This is a genomic window from Mesorhizobium sp. B2-4-13, from assembly GCF_006658535.1.
GTDB lineage: Bacteria > Pseudomonadota > Alphaproteobacteria > Rhizobiales > Rhizobiaceae > Mesorhizobium > Mesorhizobium australicum.
In genome coordinates, this window is record NZ_VFVB01000016.1 from 1 (window position 1) to 16210 (window position 16210).

Consider the following 16210-nt stretch of genomic DNA (forward strand, 5'->3'; position numbering starts at 1 on the left):
CGTGTAGGCGATCAGCGCGCCGTTGACGAGGCCGGCGAGCAGGCCGCAGCCGATCGCCACCAGCACCGGGACGATCAGGGGCAGGTCGGTCCAGCCTTGGGCCAGAAACATCGCCTTGGGGTTGGGATTGCCGTTGACGGTCGCGACCTGGGCAAAGCTCATGGCGATCATGGCCGTCGCGCCGACGATCGAGCCGGAGGACAGGTCGATGCCACCCGTAATGATCACCTGCGTGACGCCGATGGCGATGATGCCGACGATCGACACCTGCAGAATGATGATCTGCAGGCGCGCCTCGTTGAAGAGGCCGGAGACGTCGCTGCGGGTGTTGAACAGGAAGCTGTCGCCGAGAAAGACCCGGCCGATCAGTTCGAAGATGACGACGAGGATGACGAGCGCCAGGAAGACGTTGAATTCGGCCGGCCATGTGCGCTTCCTGGCGTCATAGCTGACCCCGCCGACGCCGTGAGATGTCTGTGCCAATTCTTCTATCCTCCGTCAGCCGCGGTCGTTCCCCGAGCACCTTCGGGCGCCGAGGGAAGCGGAGCGGCGCTGTCGCTGCGCGAGAGCGCCGCTCCGTATGTCCGCGGCTCAGTTCTTCTTCAGGAACTTGTCGATGTTGGCCGGCGTGACCAGCTGGAACGGGACATAGACCTTGTGCTCGACCTTCTCGCCCTTGGCGAGCTTCAGCGCGGCATCCAGCGCCCCCGCGCCCTGGCCGGCGGCGTCCTGGAACACGGTGGCATCGAGGTCGCCCGCCTGCATGGCGGCAAGCGCGTCCTGCGTGGCGTCGACGCCGCCGACGACAACAGACTTCATGTCGATGTTGGCGGCCTTCATCGCCTGGATGGCGCCGATGGCGCTTTCGTCATTGTTGGCGATGACGCCGTCGAACTTCTTGCCGGTCGACAGCCAGTTGGTCATCAGGTTCTGCGCCTGGTCGCGATCCCAGTTCGAGGTCTGCTTGTCGATGATCTTGATGAAGCTGCAGTCCGGTGTGGCGATGACATCGTCGATGTCCTTGGTGCGCTGCACGGCGGCCTGGTTGGAAAGCTCGCCCATGATCACATAGACATTGGCTTCCTTCTTGCCGGCTTCCTTGAACAGGCGGCAGACTTCCTTGGTTTCGAGCGTGCCGGAATCGGTCTCGTTCGAGGCGACGAAGGCCTGGTTGTCTGGCAGCGTGTCGACATTGACCGGCTGGCGGTTGACATAGACCAGCGGGATCTTGGCCGCGGCCGCCGCATCCGACATCGCCTGCGTGGCCGAGGTGTCGACCGGGTTGACGATGATGGCGTCGACGCCCGAAGCGGCGAAGTTCTTGATCTGGTCGAGTTGCTTGGCGACGTCGTTCTGCGCGTCCTCGACCTGCAACTCGACGCCGCTCATGCCCTTGGCCTGCTCGATCATGCCGTTGCGCAGCACGGTGAGGAAATTGTCGTCGAACTTGGCCATCGACACGCCGATCTTGGCGGCCATGGCCGATGAACTCATCAGCGCCGCGAAGGCGACGCCCAAAAGCAGTTTCTTCATTGTATTTCTCCTCCACTTTTGGTGTCCGGTTGCACCGATCTCTCCGGAATCCCCGTTCTGCCCGAGGAATCTCTCCCTGATGTCGTTTCGGTTCCCGAAGCCACCATCCAGAGATTGGATGACAAATGACAAGGATTGCCCCGCAGTGAAGCACGGTTCTCGTCAGTCGATCCGCAACGGTAATTGCAAACATGGATATTCTGCAACGATTTGTGAGTCAATTCGTTTCAAAAAAGAGACATGAATTGCAAAATTCATTGCGAGGGCAGACCGCAACGTCTGCCTGTCTGCAATCGAAATTATGCTGCCGCCGCCAACGTCTCTACCATGGTGAGAGCCAAGAAGAGGACTGGAACCCAATCTGCGAAGTAGGAGCTATTGCCCGGTGACTATCGGGATGCGCGGGTCAACGCCGTTGTTCTGCAAGCGCGCCGCCAGCGCCACGGTCAGCGCCTGAGCAAGGCACATCGGGGCCGCAAGCGATCTTGAAAACGTGTATTCGTGCTCTGGGACAGCAAAAAGCACGCGTGCGCCCTTGGTCAGCGGCGACAGGGTGCTGTCCGAAATCGCCACGATGGGAATGCCCCTGCTGGCAACCTCTTCCACAACATTCACGACCTCGTTTGCATAGAAGCGAAACGACACCGCGAAAAGCACATCCTGCGGGCGGATCGCACGAGCCATGTGCGTGGCCAGCCCGCCGCCAGGGTCCAGCAGCGTGCATCGCTTACCCAGCATCGTCAATATGTAGCGCAGGAGTTCCACCACTGGCGCCGAGCGCAATTGCCCGATCAAATATATGACGTCGGCTTTCTCCAGAAGGTTGACCGCTTCGGCCAAGTCCCCCGGCGGGATAGCAGTCAGCATCTCCTGCAGCGAGGCGATGTCACGGACCACCAGATCGTGCATCAAAGCGAACTCGCTGCGGTCGGTTCGCGCCCCCAGTTCCGTCTCCAGCGCCTTGACGCGCGCTTCAAAGCCGGGCGCCGCGGTGGACAATCGCTTCTGGAAAAGGGTTTGGAGATCCTTGAAACCCTCATAGCCCAGTGCCTGGCCAAAGCGCACGAAGCTCGATGCGTGAACGCCGCTGCTTTCAGCGATCGCGTTCACGGATCGCACCGCGACATCATTCGGGTTCTGCGTGAGATACAACGCTATCTTCTGGTAAGACTTGCTCATCTGCTCATACCGATCGTGGATCAAGCGGATGAGTCCCTCGTAGTCCTTTGGGGCTTTGACTTTCTCTTCCACGACCGACATCCTTGCAATTTTCGTTGCATGATGGCTTTTTTGCGCTTGGTTTACCAGTGTTGAAATTACACGTTGAAAACCGGTGGTCCGAGTCTGCGTTACCTTCTGCAATGGTGCTTGCAAAAAAGAAAATTCTGCAATAAGAATTGAATACATCATTCGGCATGAGTTGCCGCGATGCCCGGAGGAATCAAATGTCAGTCGTCCGTCTGACCATGGCGCAAGCCTTGGTCCGCTATCTTTGCAATCAGTTCACGATCGTCGACGGGGAGCGGGTACCGCTCTTTCCGGGCGTCTTCGCCATCTTCGGGCACGGCAACGTCACCTGCCTATCGGAAGCGCTGGAAGCGGTCCAGGATCGGTTGCCCACGTGGCGCGGGCAGAACGAGCAGTCGATGGCCCTCGCGGCAATCGGTTTCGCTAAAGCCAAGCGCCGCCGCCAGATCATGGTGGCCGCGACGTCGATCGGCCCCGGCGCCCTCAACATGGTCACCGCCGCCGGTGTTGCCCATTCGAACCGTCTGCCGGTGCTGATGCTCTCTGGCGATACTTTCATCAATCGCCGCCCCGACCCAGTCATGCAGCAGGTCGAACACTTCGGCAATCCGACTATCAATGTGAACGACGCCTTCAAGGCGGTGACCCGTTATTGGGACCGCATCGTCCATCCTGAAGGCATTATCTCATCCCTCCCCCAGGCAGTAGCCACCATGCTGGATCCCGCCGATTGCGGTCCGGCATTCATCGCACTGCCGCAGGATGTCCAGGAGATGGCTTGGGACTACCCAGAGGAATTCTTCGCCGAGATCGTGCACGCGATCCCGCGACCGCGCCCTGACGCCAATCGGCTGGCTGAAGCGGTGAAGCTGCTGAAGGCAGCCAAGCGTCCGCTGATCATTTCTGGCGGCGGCGCCCGTTATTCGGGCGCCGAGCACGTGTTGGCCGACCTGGCCCTCATCCACGGCATTCCGTTGTGTGAGACGATCGCCGGCAAAAGTACCGTAAGCCACAATCATCCTGCTTATGTCGGCCCCATCGGCATCGTCGGCTCAACGTCGGCTAACGCGCTTGCCGCTTCAGCGGACGTGATCGTTGCCGTCGGCACGCGGCTAATGGACTTCACCACCGGCTCCTGGAGCGCTTTCGCAACGGACGCCAAATTCATTTCCATCAACGCTGCCCGCTGGGACGCGACCAAGCATCGTGCCTTGGCCGTGGTAGGCGATGCTCTCGCCACGCTCAACGAATTGGGGCAATCACTCGTTGAGTGGCAAGCACCACGCGAATGGACGGAGAAGGGCCGAACAGAGTTCGCCAAGTGGAACAAGGCGCTGGACGGGTATCAGCAGCCGACCAACCAGCCCGTTCCCAGCTACGCCCAAGTTATCGGCATAGTGAATGCGCGCGCAGGCGAACGCGACCTGGTCATCACGGCCGCGGGCGGCCTCCCGGGCGAGGTCATGAAAAACTGGCGCGTCAAGGCGCCCAATACGTTCGACTGCGAATTCGGCTTCTCTTGCATGGGTTACGAGATCGCCGCCGGCTGGGGCGCCGCGCTGGCCGATCCGACGAGAACGCCGATCGTGATGGTCGGTGACGGCACCTACATGATGATGAACTCGGACATTTATTCGACTGTCCTGTCAGGCCATAAGATGGTGGTGATCGTCTGCGACAATGGCGGCTACGCCGTCATCAATCGCCTCCAGAATGCAAAGGGCGCGGCGTCATTCAACAACCTGATCAAGGATTGCCGCGTCAAGGAGCCGTTCAGCGTCGACTTTGTGAAGCACGCCGAATCGATGGGCGCACTCACGCGGCGCGTCGACAGCCTCGCGGACCTCGGTCAAGCCGTCGATTGGGCCCTCGGAACGGACCGGACGACGGTCATCACGCTGGTGTCCGATGGTTTCACCTGGACGCCTGGTGATGCCTGGTGGGATGTGGGTGTGCCCGAGGTGAGCGCCAGGCCGCAGGTGCGCGAAGCCCATGTGAAACAGGCCCAAGCTCGCAAGAAGCAGCGAGTAGGCGTGTGACTTCGTCCAATCCGGAGGTAAAACCCATTGTCGAGTTGCGCGACCCCGCGAAACCGTATGGGCTGAGTTCTCAAGGCGCCTCAGCCCAAATCGAATAGCGTCGAGGCCGTCAGGCTCGGCGGCTAGCATTCGCAAGCGTTGAGAACCCACGTTGCTTTTCGGAGGATACGGACATGAGAAGCTTTGACCATGCACCTCCTGTCGCACGACCGTCGCTTGCAACATGCTCGACAGTGGCCCGCGCCCGGACTGGCCGGCCTACAACATCGAGAAGATCGGCGAGCACAATTATCCCATTCCCGTGATGGTGGCTGGGTTTACCGAAGATGAGCTCAAGTTCACCCAGCGCGGCCCGTTCTGACGGGCACCGGTTAACAAGAAACCAGGCAGGAAGGGTGGCAGATCCTGCACCAAGGCCTTGCCACCGGCAATTCCGAGCAGGCGTTCAGGATTGCCGACCACGTCAAGATCCGGGGCGCCGCGTTGCGCGACGGGCTGCTTTCCATCGACCAGGAGCAGGAGATTCCTGAGGAACTGAGCCCGCCGCAGCGAGATCAGCGGGCAGACCAGAGCGGCGGCCGAATTCGCAGATCGCCCCAGGAGACGCAATTGGCGGGCAAGGCGGCCTGATTCAAGAACGAAGGCTGCGGTCCTCCCGGGCCCGTTCCGGGAGGCCATGACTGCGGCAAGAACAGCCGATGAGTACTTGAACTGAAACCTTGGCTTTGTAAGGGATCTCAGAGTCAGGCAGGAGTCTAGCTAACCGAGCGCTATCGTCGACAAGCCGGAGGCCTCGCCCAAGCACGAGCGGATGGATCATCAGCACAAAGTAGTCGATCAGTTTGAACCGCATCTGCAGCGATGTCGCGCAAGACTCTTCTGGGTGTTCGGTGGGTTCAAGTCCCATACCGGCACTCCAGCGCCTCCGCAATCCGCTCGCAAAGCTGTTCTCCTCCGATGATGCTGAGGTGCAGACGAAGACGTCTTCCCCCCACGTCAACTATGGTTACGACAGCCGCATACCCAGAATAACCGGTCAATTGTAGAACATCCTTGAGAACGAAATCTTGTGCTTCAGATGGATCATCCATTCGACGTCCTTCAAATTCGAGAGTGCGTGAGAGAGCGGTTTCCTCCGCCCGCAGAGAAGATCTTCATCATTTGAAATGCGACTATTGACTCATTGCAGCCCGGAAAGAACGGTCCGATCCGCTGCCTTTACTGACTTCCTGCACGTCATTTGATTCCCCGTCAGATCTTCTCCTTCAGTACAACGCAGCAACCTGGCCATAGCATTCGGCCTCGTCTCTTCGGCGGTCGGATATCAAGGGCCGTTGTCAACCGGCGGCTGTGCGGGCAAACCGAGCCTGCTCCTTTCAACATCGGCGAAGATTTCCGCCGAGGTCTGAACCTTGAAGAGGTGAACTATTGCCGTGCCCCTTTCGACGACGCGGACTATCCACTCAGTGCCGGCAGATTTCACCCGCACGTCATTCGGCTCGCCGGCCACCATCCACGCCACCATGATGCGAATTCGATTCAGTACTGCTGACAACCCGCTATGCTGTGGCTTTTTGTCAATCCAAAACTTTTTGATGGTTGGTCTTCACGTAGATAATGGCGAAAGAAAACATCAATCAAAATGGACTTCCGACACGGACATAGAACGTCTCTAAGTCACCACGACCAACGTCCTGGATCACGACTTTAAGCCGCTTGGCCCACCTCTCCTTGTCCTTCGTTGCTGTCATGCATTGACTTGTTGGGTCTCGATCTTAACTCACGACCCTGATCTAAGCGACGTCCCAGATGATCTGCACCGGGATGGCGTAACGCTGGCTGGAGAAGATCGTATAGGCCCAGCTGTCGGCAAGCCCCCGGTCAGCGTCATCGACTGCTCTCATTGCTGACCTGGATCAGGCCGCACAGCGTCCGCAGGCAGATCATCGCCAGATCACGCTTAGATGAACACGCGCGGTATTAGCTTCCTGGACCAACGGCTCGCGATACCGTTTCCCAGACGCCTGAGGCGGACGTCATCTCAGTTGACGAACTGACTCACAAGCTGATGCCGACGCCAAGGCGCTCTGCATAACGTGGGAAGAGACTGATGAGGAGGTGGACAGCCTCTCGCTGCTATAGTCCATTTCGACCCCGGTCTGGCAGAGACGCTGTGCGACTTTTGCCTGCATCAAGCTCCTGAATTTGTGGCCCTGCTGGTGGAGATACAAAGGATCGAACGCGGCGAATTTCATAAGAGCCCTCGGGTTCTCCACGGTGATCGTGTGGCCGTTTGTGGTAATGAGCTCTCGGCTCCTTAATCCCTGATGCGTCCAGTTCATGTGGACGAGCGACATCCCCATCGTGTCGGCAAGTTCCTGCTGGATTAGCGGCAAGTCGAAACTGTTGCCTCGGGCGCAGCGGGCGCTCTCAGGCGGGAGCTCCGCATAGCATCTTGAGCATTGTCACTCAAATTCGCGCCATTTTCCGGACCGGCGCATGGAATTGCGGGTGACAGGACTCGACCACAAAGTTCAACGTCATCAGATCGAGCAGAAACTGGTCGATCGTGTCGGTTGCAGCGCCTGACCTCTCCCTTAGCCGTGCTAACAGCTCTCGCGCGTGCTCCACCGCTGCCGCGTTGGGCACGTCTATCAAAGCCTCGATGCCCTCGAAAATTTCCAATTCACCCTCACATACGACAGCAATGAATGCTGTGCCGCCCTGCGAATGTCCAGGGAAAGCATAAAAAAGAGCGTGTCTCGGACACACTAACTCGCCGGCTGCGGCCTGGCAAAATTCGCGTCAGTTGCTTCAAAATCTGGCTGAGAAACAGCTTGGTCCGGGCATGCGGGGAGTCCCGAAGAAGCTGTCGGACTTGCCTTCCTTGACGATCTGGCCGCCATCCGTGAAGATCATGCGGTCGGCCACCGCGCGAGCAAATCGCATTTCATGCGTGACGCACACCATCGTGCCGTCGCGGGCAAAGCCCGCCATGGTCGGCGCATCCCAATTCAAGAGCTAATAAAGACAACCGGCGGCTAGCTGTAAGGCTATCGCCGGCATCATTGCTGAAAACCTGTCGCCATCGGCTGGGCTGGCGGCTCCGCAGGACTATCGATCCACGTCGCCCAAAACAATGTCCAGTGAACCTAGAATGGCCGTGACATCGGCTAACATATGGCCACGGCAGAGTAGGTCCATTGCTTGGAGATGAGCGAAGCTCGGAGGACGCAGCTTGCATCGGTAAGGCTTGTTCGTGCCGTCGGCGACGAGGTAGACGCCAAACTCCCCCTTCGGCGCTTCCACCGCCGCGTAAACCTCGCCGGCCGGCACACGAAAGCCCTCCGTATAGAGCTTGAAATGATGGATCAAAGCCTCCATCGAATGCTTCATTGCCGCACGTCTGGGCGGGACGACCTTGCCGTCGCTATTGGAAACCGGCCCAGGTCCTTCGCTTGCGAGCAGGTCGATACATTGCCGCATGATCTTGGCCGACTGGCGCATCTCCTCCATGCGCACCAGGTAGCGGTCGAAACAATCGCCGTTCCTGCCGACGGGTATATCGAAGTCCATCTCGGCATAGCACTCGTATGGCTGGGACTTCCGCAAGTCCCAGGCGGCACCTGATCCCCGCACCATCACGCCTGAAAAACCCCACGCCCAGGCGTCGCTTTGCGAGATCTGACCGATGTCCACGTTGCGGAGTTTGAAGATGCGGTTGTCCGTCAGCAGCCTGTCCAGGTCATCCACGGTTTTGCGGAACGGGTCGATCCAATTGCCGATGTCTGTTATCAAGTCTGGCGGCAGATCCTGATGCACGCCGCCGGGACGAAAATACGCGGCATGCATCCGAGAGCCGCTGGCCCGTTCGTAGAAGACCATCAGCTTCTCGCGTTCGACAAACCCCCACAAGGGCGGGGTCAGTGCTCCCACGTCCATGGCTTGGGTGGTGACATTGAGCAGATGAGAAAGTATCCGCGAAATCTCGCTGAATAGAACCCTGATCAGCTGGCCACGCCGCGGCACGGCTAGACCCATCAGTTTCTCGATTGCAACGCACCAGGCATGTTCCTGGCTCATCGGTGCCACGTAATCGAGACGATCGAAATATGGCAGCGCCTGGAGATAAGTCTTGGTTTCGATCAGTTTCTCGGTGCCGCGATGAAGCAGGCCGATATGAGGGTCGACACGATCGACGACCTCGCCGTCGAGCTCGAGAACCAGGCGTAGCACGCCGTGCGCCGCAGGATGCTGGGGACCGAAATTGAGGTTGAAATTTCGGACGGAATTCTCTGCCATCTAGCGGGCTCCTTCGAGAGGCTCGCCTAACCTCCCTCCGAGCCGGACGTTCCATTTGTGCGCCCGGCCGGCATTGTTCCACCAGGCTCCGCCAGTTGAAACTTCGGCTCATGCTCAACCGCTTCCGCCAATTGACTGAGGAAATTCACCAGAGCAGCTTGCGGATCATCGAGTTCGCCGACGACCACTGAAATACCCCAACGCCCAAGCACCGCCTCCTCCACAGGATTTCGGCTGGTCATGAAAATAAAAGAAGGAGGGCGATCTTTTTCATACCCAGATCGATGCCAGGTTTGCCACAGGCGATGCAACAGCAACCGGATGTTCGGGTCGGAGAGGCTATAGCCTATGAACAGGATCGTGCTGCCAAGTGCATCGGAACGAAACCGCACATCGAGTGGGGAATTAAAGGAAAGCCGGTCAAGATAATCCGTTTCGGTCAGGACAAGAGAAGAATCCTCGTCGAAGTCGCCATGGAACTTGACGATGTGGGTGACCCCCTGGCGGGCTTGAGCTACATCCCGTGCATTGGCCACCTTGACGTATCGTCGACCGTATATTTCGAACGCCAGTTCCAGATTCCGGTCGTAATTCGTGGTATAGATGATGGGGAAATTGAGCATCACGATGAGGCGATGCAACTCCGATTTTTCTATCCGATCCTTGGCGACCGACCAGTTTCTGTCCATCCAACTGCGCAGTGGTCCGATGCTGCCATGCCGTATCCGATAGTACTCGGCCAGAGTTTGAAATCGGTCGCGGCGCATCGAAAACTCGTCATCGATCCCAAGTTCTTTTGCCATCTGCTCGATCAGTTTTTCCCAAGACGGAAGCCCAACGCTGATCGAGACACCCGCCCCGACGAAGAGGATTGCACTACCGCGGCCGATAGCTTTTGCCAGTGATTCGAGACCATCGTTCATGAACAGGTGCCGGTGCTGGCTGAGGCGCTCCAAACAGTTGCGGCCGTCGCAGAGGGCATCGAGGTTCTCTTTCGCGTCACTGGCATTCGTTGGCGACCAAACCAAGAGAGCCACGCTGTGTTCCAGGACGCGGTCCGAAACTTGCCGTCAGCGCGGTCGCGTTTGGTGACGAGTTGAGACGAGCAGGGCAGCGGCTCCCAATGGTAGGGGCAACAACCACCTAGGAAGGCGACAACCGGAAGCAGCCAAGGCGAGAGGTTCCGATCAGACGATGGACCTTCTCCTTAGCCAAGCACCCTTGTGCTGAATTGTTCTCGAGCAAAACAAATCGGGGCCTTTAACAAATCTAAGTGCGGCCGGGGCTCGTTCTTGTACGTTCACGAGGAATGGAGGCTGCGATGAGCCAAAAGCGCCGTGATCTGGACTACCTTATTCAGCACTATATTGACTGCAGGCGAGGCAAACCTTGGCCGCTGTCAGTATCGGCGGCCGTGGTGGCGATACGAACAGTTTTCCGCGAAAGCCTCGCTTCTGATCGTGAATTGGCAACGCTTATTGCCAGAGCTGCGATCGATCGAGGACAGGTTATCGAGTTCGACCTCAATGAGCCTGCGCAGACGGCATAGGGCCGATCGACGCAGGTAGCTCGACCAATCCTCGCGGCAGGGAGTCGCCAGCCGGCTGGAATTGGGGCGCGGGTGCGGATAGCTCTGCAAGAAGACCTCGGACTGCTCGTCACACGTGACTGATCGCGCGAACTCGGTCAGTCGTGCATTGCACTATTACCGTGGCGCTCTGCAGATTAACGCCGGCGGATAAGTCAAAGGCAGTGGCACGACCTGATCAGCAACAACACGCCGATTGCGTAAGGGACGAACAAAAACACCATAGCCAACCAGTAGCCAGGTTGCGCCATCGCCGCCAAATCTGATCCAAGCTGTTCCATTTGCTGCCCAACGCAGGACGGTCCAGTTTGTTCCCGGGTTGGGACCTCAGAGCCCCCGGCGAGCATCCAGGCCTTACCCGTGATTGAGCTGCAGCCTCGGCATTAGTCCGGTCTGATTATGTTTTCGCAGGTCGTTGCGAGGTCACCCTCGGGCGGCTTCAGCCCAGCGAGTTTTCACGCAGGATGGATAGACAAGATCGTTGCCGTCCCTCAAGAATTGACAGTCGATAGCATATTCGACGCTTCCTCAACCGAACCGGGCTGGGCGGAATTTGGCCAACAAGGGATGTTCGTTTCCCATGGCAATCTCGCCTGCAAGCAGTTCGCCCGCGACCAGCCCGAGCGTCGCGCCGCTGTGACTGAAGGCAACGTAATATCCGTCTGTGTGCTTCAGCCGACCAAATACCGGCTCGCCATCGCCAGGAATCGGCTTGGGACCGACCCCGTAGGTCTCCACCTCCAGCTTCGGATTGCCCTCAAGCACCTTCGAGGCTTCGTCGAGAAGCCCCTGGAGGGTCGAAGCTTTTACGCCATACGTGCCGTCGGAATTGACGAGTACCTCTTCTTCGGACCATGCGGAATCGAGAGCGAGAGCTCCGTCCGGCGTCGGGCGAACAGCGACCCGCGGCGTGTTGAGCACCGCCCGAAGTGGAAGGGCGACAGGCTTGGTCCTGACCAGTAAAGCGATCGGCGTTCCGTCCGCGATATGCTGGCCGGTTTGTGCCACCGAGCGCGGCACGTCGCTGCCCGTTGCCAAGAGAACCGCATCGGCAGCAAACGTGGCGCCCATCTCCGTCGCGACGCCAGTGGCGCGCCCAGCGGCGAGTGTCACCGTTGCGCGCCCCGCGTCGGTGACGAGCTGACCGCCCCGCTCCACGAATTCCCCAACCAGGAATTTGATCAGCGACGGAAGATCGACCCAGCCTTCGCCCGGATTGAAAATCGCGCCCTGGGGCGTGACCGCGCTTGCCGCGACGCCTGGCGTCGCCGAAGGGATGTCGCCTGCGAGCAAATGGCGCGCGTCATATCCAAGGCTCTTTTCATGTGCCAAAGCTTCCATGATCTCATTCGAGGCGTCGTCCGCATCCCAGGTCAAACCACCGTCGAAACGCAGCCAGGCAGCATCAGGGTATTTTGCCGCCAAGGTGCGGTACCGGTCGATGCCGATCATGCGCAGCTGATGATATTCAGCCGAGCGCTTGCGTGAGGAGTTGAGCCAGGAAAGTGAGCGTCCGGACGCCCCACTGGCCAGCGGTCCGTCGTTGATGAGTATAGTTTCGACGCCGAGCCGCGACAGATGAACGGCGGACGAGACTCCAAAAATACCGCCCCCGACAACGACGACTTTTGAGACCGGGTGTGTAGGCATGGAATGTTCTTTCTGTGTGGAGAAGTGTGAGCGGACCGGTTCGTCCTGGTTTCTTCGGCTTCAGATCAAAGCACTTCGGCCAGGAAGTGCTTTAGACGCGTGCTCTTGGGGGTATCGAAAATCGCTGCGGGTGTGCCGGCCTCAATGACGCGGCCTTCGTCCATGAAAACGACCTGGTCCGCGACCTTGCGGGCAAAGCCCATTTCATGGGTCACGACGACCATCGTCATGCCGCGCTGACCGAGGTCCGCCATCAGATTGAGGACCCCCTTGACCAGTTCTGGATCGAGGGCGCTGGTCACTTCGTCAAACAGGATAACCTCCGGATCCATGGCAAGCGCGCGGGCGATTGCCACACGCTGCTGCTGTCCGCCCGAAAGACTGCCGGGGCGATGGTGTTTGCGTGCGGCAAGGCCGACATCGGCAAGCCGCGCTTCGGCGACGCGCGAGGCTTCCTGGGCCGGGATGCCCTTGACCTTGGTCAAAGACAGCATGACGTTTTCAAGGGCGGTATGATCCGGAAAGAGATTGAACTGCTGAAACACCATGCCGACCCGCCGCCGCAGCTTCTCGGGTTTCATCGCCAGGATGCTCGCTCCGTCGAGCAACACGTCGCCGCCCTTGGGTTCAACCAGACGATTGAGGCAACGCAACAGGGTCGACTTGCCCGAACCCGAGGGACCGATGATGCAGGTGACCGTACCTGCCTTGACCCTCAGGCTGACGCTCTTGAGCACGTCGAGCTCGCCATAGGCCATATCCAGCTTGCTGACTGCGAGACTGCCGCCCTTGAACACGGGACGCGCCGAATGGGATTCTGAACTTGCCTCCGACGATGGGCTGCTGGTGGCGCTTTCCAGTTCGCTTACCTCGGCCAGGCCGCTTGTGACCACGCCAGCTTTTTGCTTTCCAGTCCGCAGCCGGTTGTCGATGTGATTGACCACATGGGTCAAGGGCACGGTGATGACGAGATAGAAAACGCCCGCCAGCAGCAAAGGCGACAGATTTCCGGTGACCACCGCCTGATCCTGGCCGACACGGAAAATCTCGCGCTCCGATGCGAGCAGGCCGAGGAAATAGACCAGGCTCGAATCCTTGACATTGCCTATGAACTGGTTGACCAGGGCCGGCAGCACGCGGCGGATGCCTTGCGGGACCACGATCAGGCGCATGCCTTGGCCGTAGCTCATGCTGAGGGCCCTGCAGGCTTCCATCTGGCCGCGTTCGACGCTCTGTATGCCCGACCGGAAGATCTCGCCGATATAGGCGCCGGCGATCAGGCTGAGTGCAAGAACGCCAAGCGGATAAGGCGACGGCCCGAAGAGTTCGCGGCCCATGCGGGCGAAGCCCTGGCCGATCAGCAGGATCGTGACGATCGCCGGAAGCCCGCGGAAGACATCCGTATAGATACGGGCGGGAATGCGCAGCCAACGCGATTGGGAAATGCCCATGATTGCCAGGACCATGCCTATTGCCACACCGAGCACCGTCGAAGCGGCGGCGAGGACCAAGGTGTTTTTCAGTCCGATGGTGATCATGCTGGGCAGCACGTCGGCCATGGCTTGCCAGTCGAGAAAACTGCGACGCAGGTTTTCAAGCCAGTTCATTCGGTCCCCTTCTCATTGCGCGGGTGCGAACTCATCGAAATGCTGCCAGCGAGGTTCCCAGCCGCCGACCCTGGCCGGCGGCTGGGGTGGTCACTTCTTGGGGAGGTATTGATCGGGCATCGGCGAACCGGGGAACCACTTTTCATAAAGCTTTTTCCAGGTGCCGTCCTGCATGGCTGCATGCAGGGCAGTGTTCAGCGCAGTACGCAGCTTGTCGTTGCCCTTGCGAACGACGAAGCCCGCAGGCGCGTCGAAGGATGGAATATTGACAGCGATCTTCAGCTCCGGGTAGCGCTGGCCATAGTCCTTGGCCGCCTCGTAATCGAGAAAATGAGCGTCCACCGTGCCGTTGTTGAGCGCCGAGACAGCCGAATTGTTGTCTGGGAATTTGACCAGATCGGTTCCGACGAAATTCTTCGCAGCATAGATTTCCTGCAGCGTGCCCTGCACGACGCCGAGACGCTTGCCCTTGAGCCCGTCCGCCGATGTGATCGCCTTGTCGGCGGTCAGCACCGACAGGTAACCGGCGAGATAGCCATCCGAAAAATCGACGGTCTTCTTGCGCGCTTCCGTCGTGCCGATCGCCGCCACCGCGACATCGAAGCGCCCGTTGGCAACCGATGGCATCAAGGCCGAAAACTCCTGACCGGTGAAGATCACCTGATCGGGCTTGAATCCTAGCCGGCTGGCGACATTCCGGAATAGTTCAATGTCGAAACCCGTGAAAGTGCCGTCGGCCTGGGTGAAGGCGTAAGGCTTCGCGTCGCCCATTGTGCCGACGCTGATGATCTTGGCATCGATAAGCCCATAGGGATTGTCTTGCGCCGCACTGGCCTGCGCAACAGAAGCTGCGACACATGCGATTGCAAGAGCCACCGCGGCCGCCCAGGCCGGCGCCATCAGCCATCTAAGAGTTCCGAACTTGTTCACGTCTTCTCTCCACTCTGAAGGTCTGTTTTTCTTGCGGACTTGGCCGCCCCTCAGCCGGCTCGTCATCCCTACTGCGGCTTAGGCCCCGCAAAAGAGACCGGTTTCTCTTTAATGAGACCGGTCTCATTGATAAAGCTATCGCCCGATTGACCTCCCGTCAACATTTCTTGTAGTCGTTCGTACGATGACGAAAGCCCCATCCAGAGCCCGACCCAAAACGGTCGCCGACGTTGCGCGAGCGGCAAACGTCTCGAAAGCGACGGCCGCGCGCGTGCTGGGCGGGTATGGGGTGGTCAGCGACACGGTCCGTGCGAGCGTCACGGCGGCCGCCAAGGCCCTCGACTATCGGCCGAACGAACTCGCCCGCAGCATGACGACCGGAAGGTCCGGGATCATCGGGGTGGTCGTCGGCGACATCGAGAATCCGTTCTTCAGTCTGGCGGTGCGAGGCATCAGCGATGTGGCGAAAGGGGCCGGCTTCAACGTCATTCTGGCGAATTCCGGCGAGAAGATCGAAGCGGAAAAAGCGGCTGTACGGCTATTGATCGGCAAGCGCGTTGACGGGCTGATCGTGACACCCTCGGAGTCACGCGACATCGCCCATCTGCGCGACATCCATCGTTCCGGTCGGCCGCTTGCCCTGCTTGACCGAGCCCTGCCCGATCTGGATGTCGACACTGTCACGGTTGACGACCGCAAGGCCGCTATGCAGGCGACGCGAGTGCTCATAGACGCCGGTCATCGCAAGATCGCCTATGTCACTGCGGTGGAAGCCAAGGGCCACGAATATTTTGACCTCCGGCAAATCTACACGTCGTCGGTTCGCGAGCGCATCGATGGCTTCCTCACCACGTGCAGCGGGGCCGGCGTCGATCGACCTGAGCGCCACGTCCGCCTCGGCGCGACAAGCTCCGAGGCGACACGCAGGATCACTGAAGAACTGCTATCCCAGCCAGACCGACCCACTGCGATACTTGCCTCTGACAGTGTCATTGCACTGGAAATCCTGCGGACTATTCGCCGACGCGGCATGAAGATTCCCGACGACGTTTCGCTGATCACCTTTCACGATGCGGATTGGACCGGGGTCACAACTCCGCCGATCACCGTCGTCGACCAGCCGGTCTATGCACTTGGCCATAGCGTCGCGGAACTGCTCATTCGTCGCCTGGAAGGCGATATCCAACCGCCGGAAAGGCTGGTCCTGCGGACCGCAATCATCACGCGAGGCTCGGTGGGTTCACCACATCCGTGAGTCCACCACAGCTACAGGCCCTGACCGTACGCTCACTTGCCGTCCAGCGGAGCGACGA

13 protein-coding genes and 3 pseudogenes are annotated in these 16210 nt (G+C 59.4%); 4 read left to right on the plus strand and 12 right to left on the minus strand.

From position 1 onward, the window contains the following. From FJ936_RS29145 to FJ936_RS29155, 3 genes and pseudogenes are all read right to left on the minus strand, one after another. Nucleotides 1–483, minus strand: a pseudogene (locus FJ936_RS29145) (ABC transporter permease); the annotation flags it as partial. 108 nt (nucleotides 484–591) lie between these two features. Next, on the minus strand, nucleotides 592–1533 hold the full coding sequence (locus FJ936_RS29150) for a sugar ABC transporter substrate-binding protein (protein WP_141907385.1): 942 nt from the start codon (nucleotides 1531–1533) through the stop codon (nucleotides 592–594). Nucleotides 1534–1908: 375 nt separating this feature from the next. After that, nucleotides 1909–2943, minus strand: a complete 1035-nt coding sequence (locus FJ936_RS29155) for a MurR/RpiR family transcriptional regulator (protein WP_224528172.1) — start codon at nucleotides 2941–2943, stop codon at nucleotides 1909–1911. Nucleotides 2944–2978: 35 nt separating this feature from the next. Here FJ936_RS29155 and iolD point away from each other — a divergent pair, with 35 nt between their 5' ends. Both iolD and FJ936_RS30655 read left to right on the plus strand, forming a co-directional pair. Continuing rightward, on the plus strand, nucleotides 2979–4820 hold the full coding sequence (gene iolD / locus FJ936_RS29160; protein WP_141907386.1) for a 3D-(3,5/4)-trihydroxycyclohexane-1,2-dione acylhydrolase (decyclizing): 1842 nt from the start codon (nucleotides 2979–2981) through the stop codon (nucleotides 4818–4820). A 223-nt stretch (nucleotides 4821–5043) separates the two neighbouring features. After that, nucleotides 5044–5181 carry a hypothetical protein gene (locus FJ936_RS30655; RefSeq protein ID WP_181763198.1) on the plus strand — a complete coding sequence of 46 codons (138 nt, stop codon included), beginning with the start codon at nucleotides 5044–5046 and terminating at the stop codon, nucleotides 5179–5181. A gap of 963 nt (nucleotides 5182–6144) precedes the next feature. On the opposite strand, the gene FJ936_RS29165 is transcribed toward FJ936_RS30655, so the two are convergent. The 6 genes and pseudogenes from FJ936_RS29165 to FJ936_RS29195 all read right to left on the minus strand — a co-directional run bounded on the left by FJ936_RS29165 (nucleotide 6145) and on the right by FJ936_RS29195 (nucleotide 10045). After that, on the minus strand, nucleotides 6145–6375 hold the full coding sequence (locus FJ936_RS29165; protein WP_246680587.1) for a hypothetical protein: 231 nt from the start codon (nucleotides 6373–6375) through the stop codon (nucleotides 6145–6147). Between the two features lie 481 nt (nucleotides 6376–6856). Beyond that, a pseudogene (locus FJ936_RS29175) lies at nucleotides 6857–7222 on the minus strand (helix-turn-helix domain-containing protein); the annotation flags it as partial. 67 nt (nucleotides 7223–7289) lie between these two features. After that, nucleotides 7290–7505: a hypothetical protein gene (locus FJ936_RS29180; RefSeq protein WP_141907388.1), complete on the minus strand. Its 216-nt coding sequence runs from the start codon at nucleotides 7503–7505 to the stop codon at nucleotides 7290–7292. A gap of 127 nt (nucleotides 7506–7632) precedes the next feature. Then, a pseudogene (gene glnQ / locus FJ936_RS29185) lies at nucleotides 7633–7805 on the minus strand (glutamine ABC transporter ATP-binding protein GlnQ); the annotation flags it as partial. Between the two features lie 129 nt (nucleotides 7806–7934). Next, entirely contained in the window at nucleotides 7935–9122 is a 1188-nt protein-coding gene (locus FJ936_RS29190) for an NADH-quinone oxidoreductase subunit D (protein WP_141907389.1), read from the minus strand. A 26-nt stretch (nucleotides 9123–9148) separates the two neighbouring features. Then, nucleotides 9149–10045 carry an SIR2 family protein gene (locus tag FJ936_RS29195; RefSeq protein WP_224528651.1) on the minus strand — a complete coding sequence of 299 codons (897 nt, stop codon included), beginning with the start codon at nucleotides 10043–10045 and terminating at the stop codon, nucleotides 9149–9151. 398 nt (nucleotides 10046–10443) lie between these two features. Between FJ936_RS29195 and FJ936_RS29200 the strand changes: the two genes are divergently transcribed. Then, nucleotides 10444–10671, plus strand: a complete 228-nt coding sequence (locus FJ936_RS29200; protein ID WP_141907391.1) for a hypothetical protein — start codon at nucleotides 10444–10446, stop codon at nucleotides 10669–10671. Nucleotides 10672–11238: 567 nt separating this feature from the next. Here the strand turns inward: FJ936_RS29200 and FJ936_RS29205 are convergent. The 3 genes from FJ936_RS29205 to FJ936_RS29215 form a co-directional block, all read right to left on the minus strand. Further along, on the minus strand, nucleotides 11239–12360 hold the full coding sequence (locus FJ936_RS29205; RefSeq protein WP_141907392.1) for an FAD-binding oxidoreductase: 1122 nt from the start codon (nucleotides 12358–12360) through the stop codon (nucleotides 11239–11241). Between the two features lie 65 nt (nucleotides 12361–12425). Next, entirely contained in the window at nucleotides 12426–13967 is a 1542-nt protein-coding gene (locus FJ936_RS31215; protein ID WP_141907393.1) for an amino acid ABC transporter permease/ATP-binding protein, read from the minus strand. Between the two features lie 90 nt (nucleotides 13968–14057). Continuing rightward, a complete protein-coding gene (locus tag FJ936_RS29215; protein WP_141907438.1) occupies nucleotides 14058–14867 on the minus strand; it encodes an ABC transporter substrate-binding protein in 810 nt (269 codons plus the stop codon). Nucleotides 14868–15081: 214 nt separating this feature from the next. Between FJ936_RS29215 and FJ936_RS29220 the strand changes: the two genes are divergently transcribed. Then, nucleotides 15082–16152 (plus strand): LacI family DNA-binding transcriptional regulator, encoded by a 1071-nt coding sequence (locus FJ936_RS29220; RefSeq protein WP_141907394.1) that lies wholly within the window; start codon nucleotides 15082–15084, stop codon nucleotides 16150–16152. Nucleotides 16153–16210 lie beyond the last annotated feature (58 nt).